Source organism: Geodermatophilus sp. SYSU D00079 (assembly GCF_054050635.1).
In genome coordinates this window covers 41,448-57,221 of the sequence record NZ_JBJGZS010000006.1, presented here as the reverse complement: position 1 = coordinate 57,221, position 15,774 = coordinate 41,448, and the positions used below count along the sequence as shown (strand labels likewise).

Annotated in this window: 16 protein-coding genes; 2 read left to right on the top strand and 14 right to left on the bottom strand. The window is 74.7% G+C overall.

Features of this window, described 5'->3' with window-relative positions:
- Positions 1-14: 14 nt before the first annotated feature.
- From ACI79E_RS07660 to pyrR, 6 genes are read right to left on the bottom strand one after another with little or no spacing between them, the layout of a single operon-like run.
- Positions 15-1,409 carry a dihydroorotate oxidase gene (locus ACI79E_RS07660; protein WP_456931928.1) on the bottom strand — a complete coding sequence of 465 codons (1,395 nt, stop codon included), beginning with the start codon at positions 1,407-1,409 and terminating at the stop codon, positions 15-17.
- Complete coding sequence (gene carB, locus ACI79E_RS07655; RefSeq protein WP_456931927.1) at positions 1,406-4,708, bottom strand: carbamoyl-phosphate synthase large subunit; 3,303 nt, start codon at positions 4,706-4,708, stop codon at positions 1,406-1,408. The genes ACI79E_RS07660 and carB overlap by 4 nt, the downstream gene beginning before the upstream one ends.
- The gene (gene carA, locus ACI79E_RS07650; protein ID WP_456931926.1) at positions 4,708-5,877 is read right to left on the bottom strand and encodes a glutamine-hydrolyzing carbamoyl-phosphate synthase small subunit; all 1,170 of its coding nucleotides are present in this window, start codon (positions 5,875-5,877) and stop codon (positions 4,708-4,710) included. Before carA ends, carB begins: the two co-directional genes overlap by 1 nt.
- A complete protein-coding gene (locus ACI79E_RS07645) occupies positions 5,874-7,160 on the bottom strand; it encodes a dihydroorotase (protein ID WP_456931925.1) in 1,287 nt (428 codons plus the stop codon). The genes carA and ACI79E_RS07645 overlap by 4 nt, the downstream gene beginning before the upstream one ends.
- Entirely contained in the window at positions 7,157-8,077 is a 921-nt protein-coding gene (locus ACI79E_RS07640; RefSeq protein WP_456931924.1) for an aspartate carbamoyltransferase catalytic subunit, read from the bottom strand. The genes ACI79E_RS07645 and ACI79E_RS07640 overlap by 4 nt, the downstream gene beginning before the upstream one ends.
- Positions 8,074-8,691 (bottom strand): bifunctional pyr operon transcriptional regulator/uracil phosphoribosyltransferase PyrR, encoded by a 618-nt coding sequence (gene pyrR, locus ACI79E_RS07635; protein ID WP_456931923.1) that lies wholly within the window; start codon positions 8,689-8,691, stop codon positions 8,074-8,076. Before pyrR ends, ACI79E_RS07640 begins: the two co-directional genes overlap by 4 nt.
- 218 nt (positions 8,692-8,909) lie before the next feature.
- Here pyrR and bldD point away from each other — a divergent pair, with 218 nt between their 5' ends.
- Positions 8,910-9,461 (top strand): transcriptional regulator BldD, encoded by a 552-nt coding sequence (gene bldD, locus ACI79E_RS07630; protein ID WP_091217936.1) that lies wholly within the window; start codon positions 8,910-8,912, stop codon positions 9,459-9,461.
- Positions 9,462-9,613: 152 nt separating this feature from the next.
- On the top strand, positions 9,614-9,760 hold the full coding sequence (locus ACI79E_RS07625; RefSeq protein ID WP_456931922.1) for a hypothetical protein: 147 nt from the start codon (positions 9,614-9,616) through the stop codon (positions 9,758-9,760).
- 9 nt (positions 9,761-9,769) lie between these two features.
- On the opposite strand, the gene nusB is transcribed toward ACI79E_RS07625, so the two are convergent.
- From nusB to ACI79E_RS07585, 8 genes are read right to left on the bottom strand one after another with little or no spacing between them, the layout of a single operon-like run.
- Positions 9,770-10,177 (bottom strand): transcription antitermination factor NusB, encoded by a 408-nt coding sequence (gene nusB / locus ACI79E_RS07620; RefSeq protein WP_456931921.1) that lies wholly within the window; start codon positions 10,175-10,177, stop codon positions 9,770-9,772.
- Positions 10,178-10,191: 14 nt separating this feature from the next.
- Entirely contained in the window at positions 10,192-10,752 is a 561-nt protein-coding gene (gene efp / locus ACI79E_RS07615; RefSeq protein WP_456931920.1) for an elongation factor P, read from the bottom strand.
- Positions 10,753-11,853 (bottom strand): M24 family metallopeptidase, encoded by a 1,101-nt coding sequence (locus tag ACI79E_RS07610; protein ID WP_456931919.1) that lies wholly within the window; start codon positions 11,851-11,853, stop codon positions 10,753-10,755.
- A complete protein-coding gene (aroQ, locus tag ACI79E_RS07605) occupies positions 11,850-12,284 on the bottom strand; it encodes a type II 3-dehydroquinate dehydratase (protein WP_456931918.1) in 435 nt (144 codons plus the stop codon). The genes ACI79E_RS07610 and aroQ overlap by 4 nt, the downstream gene beginning before the upstream one ends.
- Entirely contained in the window at positions 12,281-13,330 is a 1,050-nt protein-coding gene (gene aroB / locus ACI79E_RS07600) for a 3-dehydroquinate synthase (RefSeq protein WP_456931917.1), read from the bottom strand. Before aroB ends, aroQ begins: the two co-directional genes overlap by 4 nt.
- Positions 13,331-13,335: 5 nt before the next feature.
- Complete coding sequence (locus ACI79E_RS07595; RefSeq protein WP_456931916.1) at positions 13,336-13,887, bottom strand: shikimate kinase; 552 nt, start codon at positions 13,885-13,887, stop codon at positions 13,336-13,338.
- A complete protein-coding gene (aroC, locus tag ACI79E_RS07590; RefSeq protein ID WP_456931915.1) occupies positions 13,884-15,062 on the bottom strand; it encodes a chorismate synthase in 1,179 nt (392 codons plus the stop codon). Before aroC ends, ACI79E_RS07595 begins: the two co-directional genes overlap by 4 nt.
- A gap of 36 nt (positions 15,063-15,098) precedes the next feature.
- On the bottom strand, positions 15,099-15,770 hold the full coding sequence (locus tag ACI79E_RS07585) for a prepilin peptidase (protein ID WP_456931914.1): 672 nt from the start codon (positions 15,768-15,770) through the stop codon (positions 15,099-15,101).
- Positions 15,771-15,774 lie beyond the last annotated feature (4 nt).

The following is a 15,774-nucleotide window of genomic DNA, read 5'->3' as shown; positions in this document are numbered from 1 at the left end:
CGGCGGGGCTGTGCTCATGCGTGACCTCGCGAGGTCGTCCGCGGCGCCACCGAGCGCGGCAGCGTGGCCCCCAGCGCGGCGATGCAGTCCCGGGCCAGGTGGGGGTCGGCGAAGGCGCCCGACGCCGACTGCACGGCGTCCGCGCCGGCGGCGAACAGCGCCTCGAACGAGCCGGGGTCGGTCACCCCGCCCATCGCGAGGACGTCGAAGGAGCAGCCGCCGGCCTCCCGCAGGTCCACCAGGCGCCGGGTGAAGTCGAGCGCGGAGTCGCGGACGGCGACGCCGGACAGCCCGGCCAGCTCGCGGCCCGGGAAGGTCGCCGCCCCGTCGCTGCGGCGCACCCGGCTCTGCAGCGTGTTGATCCCGGCCACGCCGTCGACCAGCGGGGCCAGCCGGGGCACCAGCGCCGCCAGGGACGGCTCGTCCAGCCAGGAGAGCTTGGCGACCAGGCCGGTGCGGTCGTCCAGCGCCCGCCGCACCCCCTCGACGACGGCGACGGTGGCGTCGGCGTCCAGGCACAGCGGCGGCTTCACCCCGGTCGCGGACGGGCTGAGGGTGTTCGGGCAGGACAGGTTCAGCTCGACGACCGGCGCCCCGGCCTCCTCCGCCATCCGCGCGGTCCGGGCGAAGTCGTCGACCAGGGCGGTGCCGTCCCCCTCCCCCATGACGCTGACCAGCAGCAGCTGGTCGTCTCCGACCGCGGCCAGCGACCGCTCGAGGTCGGGCACCCACTCCTCCGGGGCGAGCGACGGGACGCCGAAGGAGTTGACCGTGCTGACGTGCGGCGAGCCGGGCTCGACCCAGTCCCACGGGTCGGCGGTGACCTCGGCGGCCGCCCCCGGGGGCAGGCTCGCCGTCTGCCGCTGGGCGAAGACCCAGTTGGGCCGGCTGTTCGGCTCGGCGGCGCGGCTGCGGACGGTCTTGTACGTCAGCACGCTGTAGCCGTTCCCCGCGAAGTGGCGCACCCACCGCTCGCCGCCGTTGAGCACGCAGGCGGGCACGCCGATCGGGAAGCCCACCTCCCGGCCGAGCACCCGCCAGCGCCGTCCGGCCGCGACCGGCCGCTCGGGCAGCCGCGGGCCGACCGGGGTGGTCAGGTTGTCCCGGTAGGAGCCCAGGACGTCGTAGGCGGGCGTCCGGACGCCGGCGTCGGCCAGCACCCCGCCGTGGCCGGCGAAGAACAGCACCCGGGTCAGCAGCGGCAGGTCGCCGTCCCCCGCCGCGCCGGAGGCGAGCCGCGCCGCCAGCGCGCGGGCGGACTCCCCCAGCGCGTCCAGCTCCGGCTGCGGCGGCCGCGCGAAGCGGGTCACCCCGGCGAGGAAGGCGTCGGGCAGGCCGTCGACCAGCCCGCGCCGCACGAGGTCCTCCCGCACGCGGGCGACGGCGCCGGCCGCGACGACGGCGGTCACGGGCGCGGCGCCGCGGAGGTCAGCGCCGCGTGGACCTCCTGCAGGCTCCGGACGCCGACGTCGCCCTCGCGCAGGGCCTCGATGCCCTGCACCGCGGCCGCCAGCCCCTGCACGGTGGTGATCGACGGGATCCCCGCGGCGACCGCGGCGGTGCGGATCTCGTAGCCGTCCAGCCGCGGCCCGCTGTTGCCCGGCGACCCGAACGGGGTGTTGACCACGATGTCGACGTCGCCGGCGAGGATCCGCTCGACGACGTTGCCGGGGCCCTCGCTGAACTTGCCGACCACCTCGCAGGTCACGCCGTTGCGGCGCAGCACCTGGGCGGTGCCGGCGGTGGCCAGCACCCGGTAGCCGAGGGCGGCCAGCCGCTTGACCGGGAAGATCGCCGAGCGCTTGTCCCGGTTGGCCAGCGACACGAAGACCGTGCCCTCGACCGGCAGCGAGCCGTACGCGGCGGCCTGGGACTTGGCGAACGCCGTCCCGAAGCCGGTGTCCAGGCCCATGACCTCGCCGGTGGACTTCATCTCCGGGCCGAGCACGGTGTCGACGTTCTGCCCCTCGACGGTGCGGAAGCGGTGGAACGGCAGCACCGCCTCCTTGACCGCGATCGGCACGTCCTCGGGCAGGTCCGCGCCGTCCCCGGCCGCGGGCAGCACCCCGGCGGCGCGCAGGTCGGCGATGGTCTCCCCGACCGCGATGCGGGCGGCGGCCTTGGCCAGCTGGACGGCGGTGGCCTTGGAGACGAACGGCACCGTGCGGCTGGCCCGCGGGTTGGCCTCCAGCACGTACAGGATGTCGTCCTTGACCGCGTACTGGACGTTCATCAGCCCGCGGACGCCGATGCGGGCGGCCAGCTTCTCCGTCGCGGCGCGGATGCGGACCAGGTCGGTGGAGCCGAGCGTGATCGGCGGCAGCGCGCACGCGGAGTCGCCGGAGTGGATCCCGGCCTCCTCGATGTGCTCCATGACCCCGCCGAGGTAGAGCTCGGTGCCGTCGTAGAGCGCGTCGACGTCGACCTCGACGGCGTCCTCCAGGAACCGGTCCACCAGCACCGGGTGCTCGGGGCTGACGTCGGTGGCCTTGGCGATGTAGGCCTCCAGGGTGGCGTCGTCGTAGACGATCTCCATCCCGCGGCCACCCAGGACGTAGGACGGCCGGACCAGCACCGGGTAGCCGATGGCCGCGGCGATCTCCCGGGCCTCGGCGAACGTGGTCGCCGTGCCGTGCTTGGGCGCCAGCAGCCCGGTGTCGGACAGCACCCGGGAGAACACGCCGCGGTCCTCGGCGGCGTCGATCGACTCCGGGGAGGTGCCCAGCACCGGGACGCCGGCGTCCTTGAGCCGCTGCGCCAGGCCCAGCGGCGTCTGCCCGCCCAGGGTGCAGATGACCCCGGCCACCGGGCCGGCCGCGCGCTCGGCCTCGACCACCTCGAGGACGTCCTCGAGGGTCAGCGGCTCGAAGTACAGCCGGTCGGCGGTGTCGTAGTCGGTGGAGACGGTCTCCGGGTTGCAGTTGACCATCACCGCCTCGTAGCCGGCGTCCTGCAGCGCCTGGACCGCGTGCACGCAGGAGTAGTCGAACTCGATGCCCTGGCCGATCCGGTTGGGCCCCGAGCCCAGGATCAGCACCGCCGGCTTCTCCCGCGGCTCGACCTCGGTCTCCTCGTCGTAGGAGGAGTAGTGGTACGGCGTGCGCGCGGCGAACTCCGCGGCGCAGGTGTCCACGGTCTTGTAGACCGGCCGGATGCCCGTGCGCCAGCGCAGCAGCCGGACGCCGTCCTCCCCGGCCAGCTCCGGGCGCAGCGCGGCGACCTGCCGGTCGGACAGCCCGTAGCGCTTGGCCCGGCGCAGCAGCTCGGGGGTGAGGGACGGCGCCTCGCGCACCTGCTCGCCGATCTCGTGCACCAGGGCGATCTGGTCGACGAACCACGGGTCGAACCCGCTGGCCGCGGCCACCTGCTCGACGGTGGCGCCGGCGGCCAGCGCCCGCTCGGCCAGGTAGAGCCGCCCGTCGACCGGGGTGCGCAGCGCCTCGAGCAGCTCCTCGGCGGTCGACCCGTCCTCCCCGCCGGTCCAGAAGCCGGCCATCGAGGTCTCGGTGGACCGCATCGCCTTGCCCAGCGCCTCGGGGAAGTTGCGGCCCAGCGCCATGACCTCCCCGACGCTCTTCATCGTGGTGGTCAGCCGCGGGTCGGCGCCGGGGAACTTCTCGAAGGCGAAGCGCGGGATCTTCACCACGACGTAGTCCAGCGCCGGCTCGAACGACGCCGGGGTGACCCCGGTGATGTCGTTGGTGATCTCGTCGAGGGTGTAGCCGATGGCCAGCTTCGCGGCGATCTTGGCGATCGGGAAGCCGGTGGCCTTCGACGCCAGCGCGCTGGACCGGGACACCCGCGGGTTCATCTCGATGACCACCAGCCGGCCGGTGTCGGGGTGGACGGCGAACTGGATGTTGCAGCCACCGGTGTCCACGCCGACCTCGCGCAGCACCGCGATGCCGACGTCGCGCATCCGCTGGTACTCGCGGTCGGTGAGCGTCATCGCCGGGGCGACGGTCACCGAGTCGCCGGTGTGCACGCCCATCGCGTCGATGTTCTCGATCGAGCAGATGACGACCACGTTGTCGCTGCGGTCGCGCATCAGCTCCAGCTCGTACTCCTTCCAGCCGAGCACCGACTCCTCGATGAGGACGGTGTGCACCGGGGAGTCGGCCAGCCCGTGCCCGGCCATGCGGCGCAGCATCGGCTCGTCGGTGGCGATGCCCGAGCCCAGCCCGCCCATGGTGAAGCTGGGCCGGATGACGACCGGGTAGCCGACCTCCTCGGCGGTGGCGACCGCCTCGTCGACGGTCGAGCAGACCGTCGACCGCGGGGCGTCGGCGCCGATGGAGCGCACGATGTCCTTGAACATCTGCCGGTCCTCGCCGCGGTTGATCGCGTCGACGTCGGCGCCGATGAGCCGCACCCCGTACCGCTCCAGGACGCCGTTCTCGTACAGGCCGATCGCGATGTTGAGCGCGGTCTGCCCGCCGAGGGTGGCCAGCAGCGCGTCGGGGCGCTCCTTGGCGATCACCTTCTCGACGAACTCCGGCGTCAGCGGCTCCACGTAGGTGGCGTCGGCGACGTCCGGGTCGGTCATGATCGTCGCCGGGTTGCTGTTGACCAGGCTGACCCGCAGCCCCTCGGCCTTGAGCACCCGGCACGCCTGGGTGCCGGAGTAGTCGAACTCGGCGGCCTGGCCGATGAGGATCGGCCCGGAGCCGATCACCATCACGTGGTGGATGTCGTCCCGCTTGGGCATCAGGCGCTCTTCTCCCCGGTCGTGTGCTCGACGACCGGCGGCGGACTGACGGCGTCCCCGGTCTCGCGGGCGGTGTCCATCAGGTCGACGAACCGCTGGAACAGCGGCGCGGCGTCGTGCGGCCCGGCCGCCGCCTCCGGGTGGAACTGGACGCTGAACGCCGGCACGTCCAGGCAGCGCAGCCCCTCCACGACGTCGTCGTTGAGGCCGACGTGGCTGACCTCGACCCGGCCGTAGGGGGTGTCGGTGGACCGGTCCAGCGGGGCGTCGACGGCGAAGCCGTGGTTGTGGCTGGTCACCCGCACGGTGCCGCTGACCCGGTCGAGCACCGGCTGGTTGATGCCGCGGTGCCCGAAGCGCAGCTTGTAGGTGCCCAGACCCAGGGCCCGGCCGAGGATCTGGTTGCCGAAGCAGATGCCGAACAGCGGCCGCCGGGCGTCGAGGACACCGCGCACCGCCTCGACCGCGTAGTCGGCGGCGGCCGGGTCACCCGGGCCGTTGGACAGGAACACGCCGTCCGGGCCGGCGGCCAGCAGGTCCTCGGCGGTCGCCGTGGCCGGCAGGACGCGGGTCTCGACGCCGAGGGCCGCCAGGTGCCGCGGGGTGGCGGTCTTGATGCCGAGGTCGAGGGCGGCGATGGTGAACCGCCGCTCCCCCACCGCCGGGACGACGTAGGGGTCGTTGGCGGTCACCGACGGCGCCAGGTCCGCGCCGCTCATGCTCTCCGAGGCCCGGACCCGCAGCAGCAGCTCGTCGGCCGAGAGGCCCTCGCTGCTGATGCCGGCGCGCATCGCGCCCCGCTCGCGCAGGTGGCGGGTCAGCGCCCGGGTGTCGACGTCGCTGATGCCGACGACCCCCTGCGCGACCAGCTCGTCGTCGAGGGTGCCGGTGGCCCGCCAGTTGGCCGGCCGTCGGGCGGGGTCGCGGACGACGAACCCGGCCACCCACATGCGGCGGCTCTCGTCGTCCTCGTCGTTGACCCCGGTGTTGCCGATGTGCGGGGCGGTCATGACCACGATCTGGCGGGCGTAGCTGGGGTCGGTCAGCGTCTCCTGGTAGCCGGTCATCCCGGTGGCGAACACCGCCTCACCCAGCGTCGTCCCCACCGCGCCGTAGGCCTCGCCACGGAACGTCCTGCCGTCCTCCAGGACGAGCAGCGCCTCACTCACTTGGTCGCCTTTCCGTCGAGCACGGTCGCCTCGCCCCGCAGGAACGTGGCGACCACCCGGCCGGGCAGCTCCCGGCCGGCATAGGGGCTGTTGCGGCTGCGGCTGGCCAGCGCCGCCGGGTCGACGACCGACCGGGCACCCGGGTCCAGCAGCAGCAGGTTGGCCGGCTCGCCCGCGGCGAGCGGTCGGCCGTGACCGTCCAGGCGGCCGATGGCCGCCGGGCGCACCGACATCCGGTCGGCGACGCCGCGCCAGTCGAGCCGGCCGGTGTCGACCATCGTGTCGACCACCACCGCCAGCGCCTGCTCCAGCCCGAGCATCCCGGGCCGGGCCTGCGCCCACTCGCACTCCTTGTCCTCCACGGCGTGCGGGGCGTGGTCGGTGGCGACGGCGTCGATCGTGCCGTCGGCGAGGCCGGCCCGCAGCGCCTCGACGTCGGCGTCGGTGCGCAGCGGCGGGTTGACCTTGAACACCGGGTCGTAGCCCTCGGCGCAGGCGTCGGTGAGCAGCAGGTGGTGCGGGGTGACCTCGGCGGTGACCTGCACGCCGCGCGACTTGGCCCAGCGGAGGATCTCCACCGAACCCGCCGTGGAGACGTGGCAGACGTGCAGCCGCGCGCCGACGTGCTCGGCGAGCAGCACGTCGCGGGCGATGATCGCCTCCTCCGCGGCCGCCGGCCAGCCGGTGAGCCCCAGGCGGGCCGACCGGTCCCCCTCGTGCATCTGCGCGCCGACGGTCAGCCGCGGCTCCTCGGCGTGCTGCGCGACGACGCCGTCCAGGGCCTTGACGTACTCCAGCGCCCGCCGCATGAGCGCGGGGTCGGCGACGCAGTGCCCGTCGTCGGAGAACACCCGGACCCGCGCGGCCGAGTCGGCCATCGCGCCGAGCTCGGCCAGCCGCTCACCGGCCAGGCCCACGGTCACCGCCCCCACCGGGACGACGTCGACCAGCCCGGCCTCCTGGCCCAGCCGCCAGACCTGCTCCACGACGCCGGCGGTGTCGGCGACCGGGTCGGTGTTGGCCATCGCGTGCACCGCGGTGTACCCGCCCAGCGCCGCGGCCCGGCTGCCGGTCTCCACGGTCTCGGCGTCCTCCCGGCCGGGCTCGCGCAGGTGGGTGTGCAGGTCCACCAGGCCGGGGAGGGCGACCAGGCCGGCGGCCTCGACCACGTCCGCGCCGGGCACCGACAGCGACTCCCCGATCGCGGCGATCCGGCCGTCCTGGACGAGGATGTCGGCGGCGTCCTCGCCGTAGGGCCGGGCCCCTCGGATGAGAACCGTCATGAGGGGGCGCCTCCCAGCAGCAGGTAGAGCACGGCCATGCGCACGGAGACCCCGTTGCCGACCTGCTCGACGATCGTGGAGCGGGCGGAGTCGGCCACCTCGGCGGCGATCTCCATCCCGCGGTTCATCGGGCCCGGGTGCATGACGATCGCGTCGTCGGCCAGGGCCTCCATGCGCCGGCCGTCGAGGCCGTAGCGGCGGCTGTACTCCCGGGCGCTGGGGAAGAACGAGGCGTTCATCCGCTCGGCCTGGACCCGCAGCATCATCACCACGTCGGACTTGGGCAGGACGGCGTCCAGGTCGTAGGAGACCTCCGCCGGCCAGCTGCCCACCCCGACCGGCAGCAGGGTCGGCGGGGCGACCAGGGTGACCTCCGCGCCCAGGGTCGCCAGCAGCCGGACGTTGGAGCGGGCCACCCGGCTGTGCAGGACGTCGCCCACGATCGCCACCCGCACGCCCTCGAGCCGGCCCAGCCGCTGCCGGACCGTGTAGGCGTCCAGCAGCGCCTGCGTGGGGTGCTCGTGGGTGCCGTCGCCGGCGTTGACCACGCTGCCGCGCACCCAGTTCGCCAGCCGGTGCGGCGCCCCGGAGGCCGAGTGCCGGACGACGACGGCGTCGGAGCCCATGGCCTCCAGCGTCAGCGCGGTGTCCTTGAGGCTCTCGCCCTTGGAGACGCTGCTGCCCTTGGCGGAGAAGTTGATGACGTCGGCCGACAGCCGCTTGGCCGCCAGCTCGAAGGAGATGCGGGTGCGGGTGGAGTCCTCGTAGAACAGGTTCACCACCGTGCGGCCGCGCAGCGTCGGCAGCTTGCGCACCTCGCGGCCGGCCAGCGCCTGCTCGATCTGCGCGGCGGTGTCCAGCACCAGCGTCGCGTCGGCGCGGTCGAGGTCGGCGGCCTCCAGCAGGTGCTGCTTCACCGCTCCTCCTCCGTGACGAGCACCTCGTCGGCGCCGTCGGTCTCGGTGAGGTGGACGCGCACCTGCTGGGTGCGCGAGGTGGGCACGTTCTTGCCCACGTAGTCGGCGCGGATCGGCAGCTCCCGGTGGCCGCGGTCGACGAGCACGGCCAGCCGCACCGCCCGCGGCCTGCCCAGGTCGCGCAGCGCGTCGAGCGCGGCCCGCACCGAGCGGCCGGAGTAGAGGACGTCGTCGACGAGGACGACCAGGCGGTCGTCGATGCCGGCCTCCGGCAGCGTCGTCGGCTCCAGCGCGCGGACACCGCGTCGCCGCAGGTCGTCGCGGTAGAGGGTGATGTCGACGGTGCCGACGTCGACCGGCGTCCCGGAGAACGCCTCGATGCGGGCGGCCAGCCGGCGGGCCAGCGGGGCGCCACGGGTCGGGATCCCGATCAGGACGACGTCGGACAGGCCGCCGTCGGCCGAGCCGGGGCTGGCCGCTGCGGCGCGCTCGATGACCTGGTGGGCCATCCGGTCGAGGACGCGCGCCACGTCGGCGGCGGAGAGGAGTGCTGCGGCGGACGGACCGGCGGGGGCCGGTGCGGCGTCCAGGGCAGGTTCGGACGAATCGGCCATGAGGCCTCCTTCCCCGCCTCACTGGACGGGTCGTTAAAGGAGTGGTCGGACCGGGAGCGACGGTACTGCACGCCCGGATGTGACCCGCACCGCGGCCGGAGGGGCCACGATGTGGGGCCGAGCCACCCTGACGGGTGCCCTGGTGTCGCTGATCCCGCAAGACCAGTACGCTCCGTGACGACAGAACGCCCACGACGACGGACAGTGAGCAGGAAGCGATGAGCACCGACTACTCACGGGCCCTCGGTGCCCGGCTCCGCGCCATCCGCAACCAGCAGGGTCTCAGCCTCCAGGGAGTCGAGGACAAGTCACACGGCCGCTGGAAGGCCGTCGTCGTCGGCTCCTACGAACGCGGCGACCGTGCGGTGACCGTGCAGCGGCTCTCCGAGCTGGCGGTCTTCTACGGCGTGCCGGTCTCCGAGCTGCTGCCCGACCCCCGCCCGAGCTCCGCGGTCACCTCGACGACGAAGATCGTGCTGAACCTCGAGTCGCTGGGCTCGCTGCCCGCCGACGAGGCCGGGCCCCTGGCGCGCTACGCGTCGACCATCCAGGCCCAGCGGCACGACTACAACGGCAAGGTCCTGTCCATCCGGGCCGAGGACCTCAAGTCGCTGGCGATCATCTACGACATGAGCCCCGACGAGCTGACCTCGCGGCTCATCGAGTGGGGCGTGCTCTCCCCCGGCATGGAGAGCGTCGTCGGCTTCGGCGGCGACGAGGACGAGGACGAGGTCAACCCCAACTGGGAGCGCCGGCGCACCCCGCGCTGAGCCCGTGGACGCACGAGAGGCCCCTGACCGCACCGGTCGGGGGCCTCTGGCGTACCGGGGCCGCGCGCACCCCTCCCGACATTGGGGGGTGAGAACTGTCAGCAGGGGGTCCTAGCGTCGGCGACGCCGCACCGACCACCCGAGGAGCCCCCATGGAGCCGACCGAACCGGCCCCCGTCGTCCTGGACGGGCTGCTCGAACGCGCCGCCCGCCGCCGGGCCGCCCTGCGCCGGGCGCAGCGCCGGCAGAGCGCCGCACGGATCAGCGCGATGCTGGCCGCGGCCGGCCCGCCGGCGTGACCGCGCGGGTCAGCTGGTGGGCACCTCGGCGTCGAGGATCGCGCCCAGGACGCCGTTGACGTAGGCCGGCGAGTCGTCGGTCGACAGCGCCCGGGCCAACTCCACCGCCTCGTCGATGACCACCGCGTCGGGTACGTCGTCGGCCCAGAGCAGCTCGAAGACCGCCATCCGCAGGATGGCGCGGTCGACGTCGGGCAGCCGGTCGATCGACCAGCCCGTGGCGTGCCGGTCGATCAGCTCGTCGATGCGGGCGGAGTGCTCCACCGCCCCCTCCACCAGCCGGACGGCGTGGTCGGGCACCGGCGGCTGGGCGTCGGCCACCCGCTCGCGCAGCAGCGCGAGCGGGTCCGAACCGCGCAGGTCGGCCTCGTAGAGGACGTCGACGGCGCGCTTGCGCGCCTTGGACCGGGCAGCCATCGCCGGGCGGGTCGTCAGTTGGCGCGGCCGAGGTACCGGCCGTCGCGGGTGTCGACCTTGAGCTTGTCGCCGGTGTTGACGAACAGCGGCACCTGGATCTGCGCGCCGGTCTCCAGGGTGGCCGGCTTCGTGCCGCCGGTGGAGCGGTCGCCCTGCAGACCGGGGTCGGTGTGCTGGACCACCAGCTCCAGGGTCACCGGGAGCTCCACGTAGAGCGGGCTGCCGTCGTGCACCGCGACGACCACCTCGGTGTTCTCCAGCAGGTAGTCCGCGCCCCCGCCGACGGTCTCGGCCGGCACGTGGATCTGGTCGTAGGTGTCGCCGTCCATGAAGACGAAGTCGCTGCCGTCCTTGTACAGGTACGTCATCGAGCGCTTGTCGACGTTGGCGGTCTCGACCTTGGTGCCCGCGTTGAACGTCTTGTCGACGACCTTGCCCGAGAGCACGTTCTTCAGCGTGGTGCGGACGAACGCGCCGCCCTTGCCCGGCTTGACGTGCTGGAACTCGGTGACGGTCCAGAGCTGGCCGTCGAGGTTGAGGACCATGCCGTTCTTGAGGTCGTTGGTGGTAGCCATCTAGAGGACCAGCAGTTCCTTGCTCGTGAGGGTCAACAACTCGGGCGTGTCATCCGTGACGACCAGCGTGTCCTCGATCCGGACCCCGCCGTGACCGGGCAGGTAGACGCCCGGCTCCACGGTGACGGCCATGCCGGCGGCCAGCGTACCCGCGCCCAGCTGCCCGATGCCGGGCGCCTCGTGGATCTCCAGCCCGACACCGTGGCCGAGGCCGTGGGTGAAGTGCTCGCCGTGGCCGGCGGCGGCGATGACGTCGCGGGCCGCCGCGTCGACGGCGACCACGTCCGCCCCGACGGCCAGCGCCGCCCGACCGGCGGCCTGCGCCGCGGCGACCAGCTCGTAGACCTCCCGCTGCCAGTCGGCCGCGTGGCCGAGGACCAGCGTGCGGGTCATGTCCGAGTGGTACCCGTCGACGGTCGCGCCGAAGTCCAGCTTGAGGAGGTCCCCGTCGGCCAGCACCGTCGCGTCGGGCCGGTGGTGCGGGATGGCGGAGTTCGCGCCGGTGGCCACGATCGTCTCGAACGACGGCGCCTCGGCCCCCATCGCCAGCATCCGGGCGTCCAGCTCGCGGCCCACCTGCAGCTCGGTCCGGCCGGGCCGCAGCGCACCCTCCGCGGCCAGCTCGGCCAGCGCGGCGTCGGCCACGGCGCAGGCCCGGCGCAGCGCGTCGACCTCGTCGTCGTCCTTGACCGCCCGCTGCGCCTCCACCGCGCGGCGGACGCTGGTCAGCTCGGGCACCGTGCCGCCGGCGGCCGCGTCGGCCAGCACCGACTCCAGGGCGCGGAGCCCGTCGACGGTGAGGTGGTGGCTCTCGTAGCCGATCCGCCCCGCGCCGCGCCGGACCGCCTCCCGCGCCAGCGCGGACACGGTGGCGCGGTCGACCAGCAGCTCCACGTCGGGCACCTGGGTCCCGGCCTGGGTGGTGTAGCGGCCGTCGGTGCCGAACAGGTCGGCGGCGTCGGTGCGCAGCAGCAGCGCGCCGTTCGAGCCGGTGAAACCGGTCAGGTAGCGGACGTTGAGCAGGTCGGTGACCAGGACGGCGTCCAGCCCCCGCTCGGCCGCCGTCGCCCGCAGCGCCTCCCGCCGGGCGGCGTGGTTCACCGGTGCCCCCGCGCGACCAGCCACTGCAGCGCCAGCACGTACCCCTGCACGCCCAGCCCGGCGATCACGCCGTCGGCGACCCGCGAGACGTAGGAGAGGTGCCGGAACTCCTCGCGCCGGTGGATGTTGGTGATGTGCACCTCGACCAGCGGGCCGTTGAGGGCGGCCAGCGCGTCGTGCAGGACGACCGAGGTGTGCGACCAGCCGCCCGGGTTGATCACGACGGCGTCGCCGGCGTCGGAGGCGGCGTGCACCCAGCCGAGCAGTTCGCCCTCGGAGTCGGTCTGGCGCACCCGCACCTCGACGCCGAGCTCCCGGCCGGTGACCTCCAGCAGCTCGACCAGCTCGGCGTACGTCGTCGTCCCGTACTTCTCCGGCTCGCGCAGTCCGAGCCGGCCGAGGTTGGCGCCGTTGAGCACCTGGATCGTCACGCTTCTCCTCCACTGACCGCCGCCCACGCGGCGTCGAGCCAGGCCTGGTCCGGGTCGGCCAGGATCCGGGGGTTGCCGAGGCCGTCGAGGACGACGAACCGCAGCGAGGCACCGCGGGCCTTCTTGTCCACCCGCATGACCGACTGCAGCTGCGCCCAGTCGCCGTCGTAGGTGGTGGGCAGCCCCATCGCCGCGACGAGCTCGCGGTGCCGGTCGACCTCGGCGCGGGAGAGCAGCCCGGCCCGACCGGCGAGCTCGGCGGCGAACACCAGGCCGACGGCGACCGCCTCGCCGTGCCGCCAGCCGAAGTCCTCCACCCGCTCGATGGCGTGGGCCAGGGTGTGCCCGTAGTTGAGGAACTCGCGCCGCCCGGTGTCGAAGAGGTCCTCCCCCACCGCGTCGGCCTTGACCTGCACCGCACGCTCGATGAGCTCGGCGGTGTCGCGGCGTCCGGTCGGGTCGGCCGTGAGCAGCTCCAGGATGGTCCCGTCGGCGATGAAGCCGCACTTGACGACCTCGGCCAGGCCCGAGCGGAACTCCGCCTCGGGGAGCCCGGCGAGGACGTCGGTGTCGGCGAGCACCCCGGCCGGCGGGTGGAACGCGCCGACGAGGTTCTTGCCGGCCCCGGTGTTGATGCCGGTCTTGCCGCCGACCGCGGCGTCGACCATGCCGAGGAGGCTGGTCGGCAGGTGGACCACCCGCACGCCGCGGACCCAGGTGGCGGCCAGGAAGCCGGCGAGGTCGGTGACCGCACCGCCGCCGACGCCGACGACCGCGTCGGAGCGGGTCAGCCCCAGCCGGCCGAACTCCTCCCACGCCCCGGCCGCGACCTCGGCGGTCTTGGCCGCCTCCCCGTCGGGGACGACGACGGCCTCCGCGGCCACGCCCGCGGTCTGCAGCGTCTCCACCGCGGCGCCGGCCAGCGCGGCCAGCGGCGGGGCGTGCACGACGGCGGCCCGCGGGGTGCCGGCGAGGACCAGGGCGAGCTCGGCCTGGGCCCCCGGCCCGATCACGACGTCGTAGGGCTCGTCCCCGGGGACGGTCACCCGCCTCACGAGGTGGCCCGCGGGCGGAGGGCGGCGGCCACGTCGGCGATGACGTCGGCGGGTTCGCGACCGCCGGTGGGCACGGCCAGCGTGGCCACCTCGCCGTAGAGCGGCGCGCGGGCCAGCAGCAGGTTGCGCAGCGTGGCCCGCGGGTTCATGCCGAGCACCGGCCGGTCGCGGCCCAGCCCGACGCGCTGGGCGGCCGAGGCGAGGTCGACGTCCAGCCAGACCACCGTGCCCCCGGCGCGGGTGTAGGCGACCAGCAGCGCGCGGGTGGCCGCGCTGAGCACGGCGCCACCACCGAGGGCCAGCACCCCGGCGTGCGTGCCCAGCGCGCGGGCCACGGCCTGCTCCTCCAGGGAGCGGAAGAACGGCTCGCCGCGCTCGACGAACAGGTCGGCGACGGTCTGGCCGGTGACGTCCTCGATGTCGGCGTCGGTGTCCCGGAACGGGACCCCGAGCAGCTCCGCGACGGCGGTGCCGACCGTCGTCTTGCCCGACGACGGTGGCCCGACGAGGACCAGGACGGGACGGGTGCCCGGATCGGCGGGGTTCATCGGATCCTGAGGTTCTCGAGGTAGGCCTGGACGTTGCGGCGCGTCTCGGGCACCGAGTCGCCGCCGAACTTCTCCAGGACGGCGTCGGCCAGCACGAGGGCGACCATCGCCTCCATGACGACGGCGCCGCGGGGCACCGCGCACGCGTCGCTGCGCTGGTTGATGGCGACCGCGGCCTCGCCGGTGGAGACGTCGACGGTGGCCAGCGCGCGCGGCACCGTCGAGATCGGCTTCATCGCCGCCCGGACCCGCAGCACCTCGCCGTTGGTCATGCCGCCCTCGATGCCGCCGGCGCGGTCGGTCGTCCGCTGCACCCGGCCGTCGGCCAGGACGATCTCGTCGTGGGCCACCGAGCCGCGGCGACGGGCGGTCTCCAGCCCGTCCCCGACCTCGACCGCCTTGACCGACTGCACACCCATGAGGGCGGCGGCCAGCCGGGAGTCCAGCCGGCGGTCCCAGTGCACGTGGCTGCCCAGACCCGGCGGCAGGCCGTGGACGACGACCTCGATGACGCCACCCAGCGTGTCGCCGTTCTTCCGGGCGTCGTCGACCTCGGCGACCATGAGCGCACTGGTGGCCGGGTCGGCGCAGCGCACCGGGTCCTCGTCGATGCGCGGGTTGTCCTGCGGGCCGGGGACGACGCCGTCGGGGACGGTCACCGGCCCGATGCCCACGACGTGGCTGACGACCTCGGCGTCGAGGACCTGCCGGAGGAACGCCCGGGCCACCGCGCCGAGCGCGACCCGGGCCGCGGTCTCGCGGGCACTGGCGCGCTCCAGGACGGGGCGGGCGTCGTCGAAGCCGTACTTCTGCATGCCGGCGAGGTCGGCGTGCCCGGGGCGTGGCCGGGTGAGCGGCGCGTTGCGGGCCTGGCCGGCCAGCACCTCGGGGTCGACCGGGTCGGCGGACATGACCGTCGTCCACTTCGGCCACTCGGTGTTGCCCACCTGGACGGCGATCGGCCCGCCCTGGGTGACCCCGTGCCGGACGCCGCCGGTCAGGGTGACGACGTCCTGCTCGAAGGACATGCGGGCGCCGCGGCCGTGGCCGAGCCGGCGCCGGGCCAGGTCGACGTCGAGGTCGGAGGTCTGCACCCGCACGCCGGCGGGCAGGCCCTCGAGGATGGCGGTGAGCTGCTGGCCGTGCGACTCACCGGCGGTCAGCCAGCGCAACATGCCCCGGATTGTGCCAGCCGGGGCACCGGGCTCCGCTCACGCCATGGGCACGGCGCCCTCGAGCGCCAGTGCCAGGGCGGCACCGACCAGCAGCGGCGGCCCGAACGGCAGCGCGGTGCGCCACCCGGCCCGGCCGGTGGCCAGCAGCACGAGGGAGACCGCCGCCCCGGTGAGCAGCCCGAGGAACACCCCGGCCAGCAGCGCGCCCCAGCCCACCCACCCGAGCAGCAGCCCCAGCAGACCCAGCAGCTTGACGTCGCCGTAGCCGAGCCCCTGCGGGGAGACCAGCGCGCCGAGCGCCGCCAGCCCGAACGCGGCCGCGGCGGCGAGGACCGCCCGCAGCAGCGCCGGCCAGGTCCCCAGCACGGCGGCGTCCACGAGGAACGCCGTGGCGACCACGCCCCCGGCGGGGAAGGTGACCCGGTCGGGCAGCCGGTGGACGGCGAGGTCGACGGCGGCGAGCACCACCCCGGCCGCGGCTGCCCACCCGAACGCCACGGTGGCCGGCCGCAGCCCGCCCAGGGCGAGCGCGCCGGCCAGGGCGACCGCGAGCACGACGGTGGTCACGACGGTCCGCCCCGCGGACGCGGCGGCCGTCCCGTCGCGCCGGGCCAGCCGGACCGACACGCGGGCCAGCCACGGGCCCAGCAGGACCGCGGCCACGACCGCGACGCCGCCGACCGCGGCCGGCGGGAGCGCTGCGGGCACCGGC

What these genes read in the sequence shown, in the direction of transcription:
- ACI79E_RS07595 (WP_456931916.1), bottom strand. Translation starts at nt 13,887, where the DNA reads ATGAACCCCGCCGATCCGGGCACCCGTCCCGTCCTGGTCCTCGTCGGG.
- ACI79E_RS07625 (WP_456931922.1), top strand. Translation starts at nt 9,614, where the DNA reads ATGGAGCCGACCGAACCGGCCCCCGTCGTCCTGGACGGGCTGCTCGAA.
- aroC (WP_456931915.1), bottom strand. Translation starts at nt 15,062, where the DNA reads ATGTTGCGCTGGCTGACCGCCGGTGAGTCGCACGGCCAGCAGCTCACC.
- ACI79E_RS07645 (WP_456931925.1), bottom strand. Translation starts at nt 7,160, where the DNA reads ATGACGGTTCTCATCCGAGGGGCCCGGCCCTACGGCGAGGACGCCGCC.
- efp (WP_456931920.1), bottom strand. Translation starts at nt 10,752, where the DNA reads ATGGCTACCACCAACGACCTCAAGAACGGCATGGTCCTCAACCTCGAC.
- pyrR (WP_456931923.1), bottom strand. Translation starts at nt 8,691, where the DNA reads ATGGCCGATTCGTCCGAACCTGCCCTGGACGCCGCACCGGCCCCCGCC.
- bldD (WP_091217936.1), top strand. Translation starts at nt 8,910, where the DNA reads ATGAGCACCGACTACTCACGGGCCCTCGGTGCCCGGCTCCGCGCCATC.
- nusB (WP_456931921.1), bottom strand. Translation starts at nt 10,177, where the DNA reads ATGGCTGCCCGGTCCAAGGCGCGCAAGCGCGCCGTCGACGTCCTCTAC.
- carB (WP_456931927.1), bottom strand. Translation starts at nt 4,708, where the DNA reads ATGCCCAAGCGGGACGACATCCACCACGTGATGGTGATCGGCTCCGGG.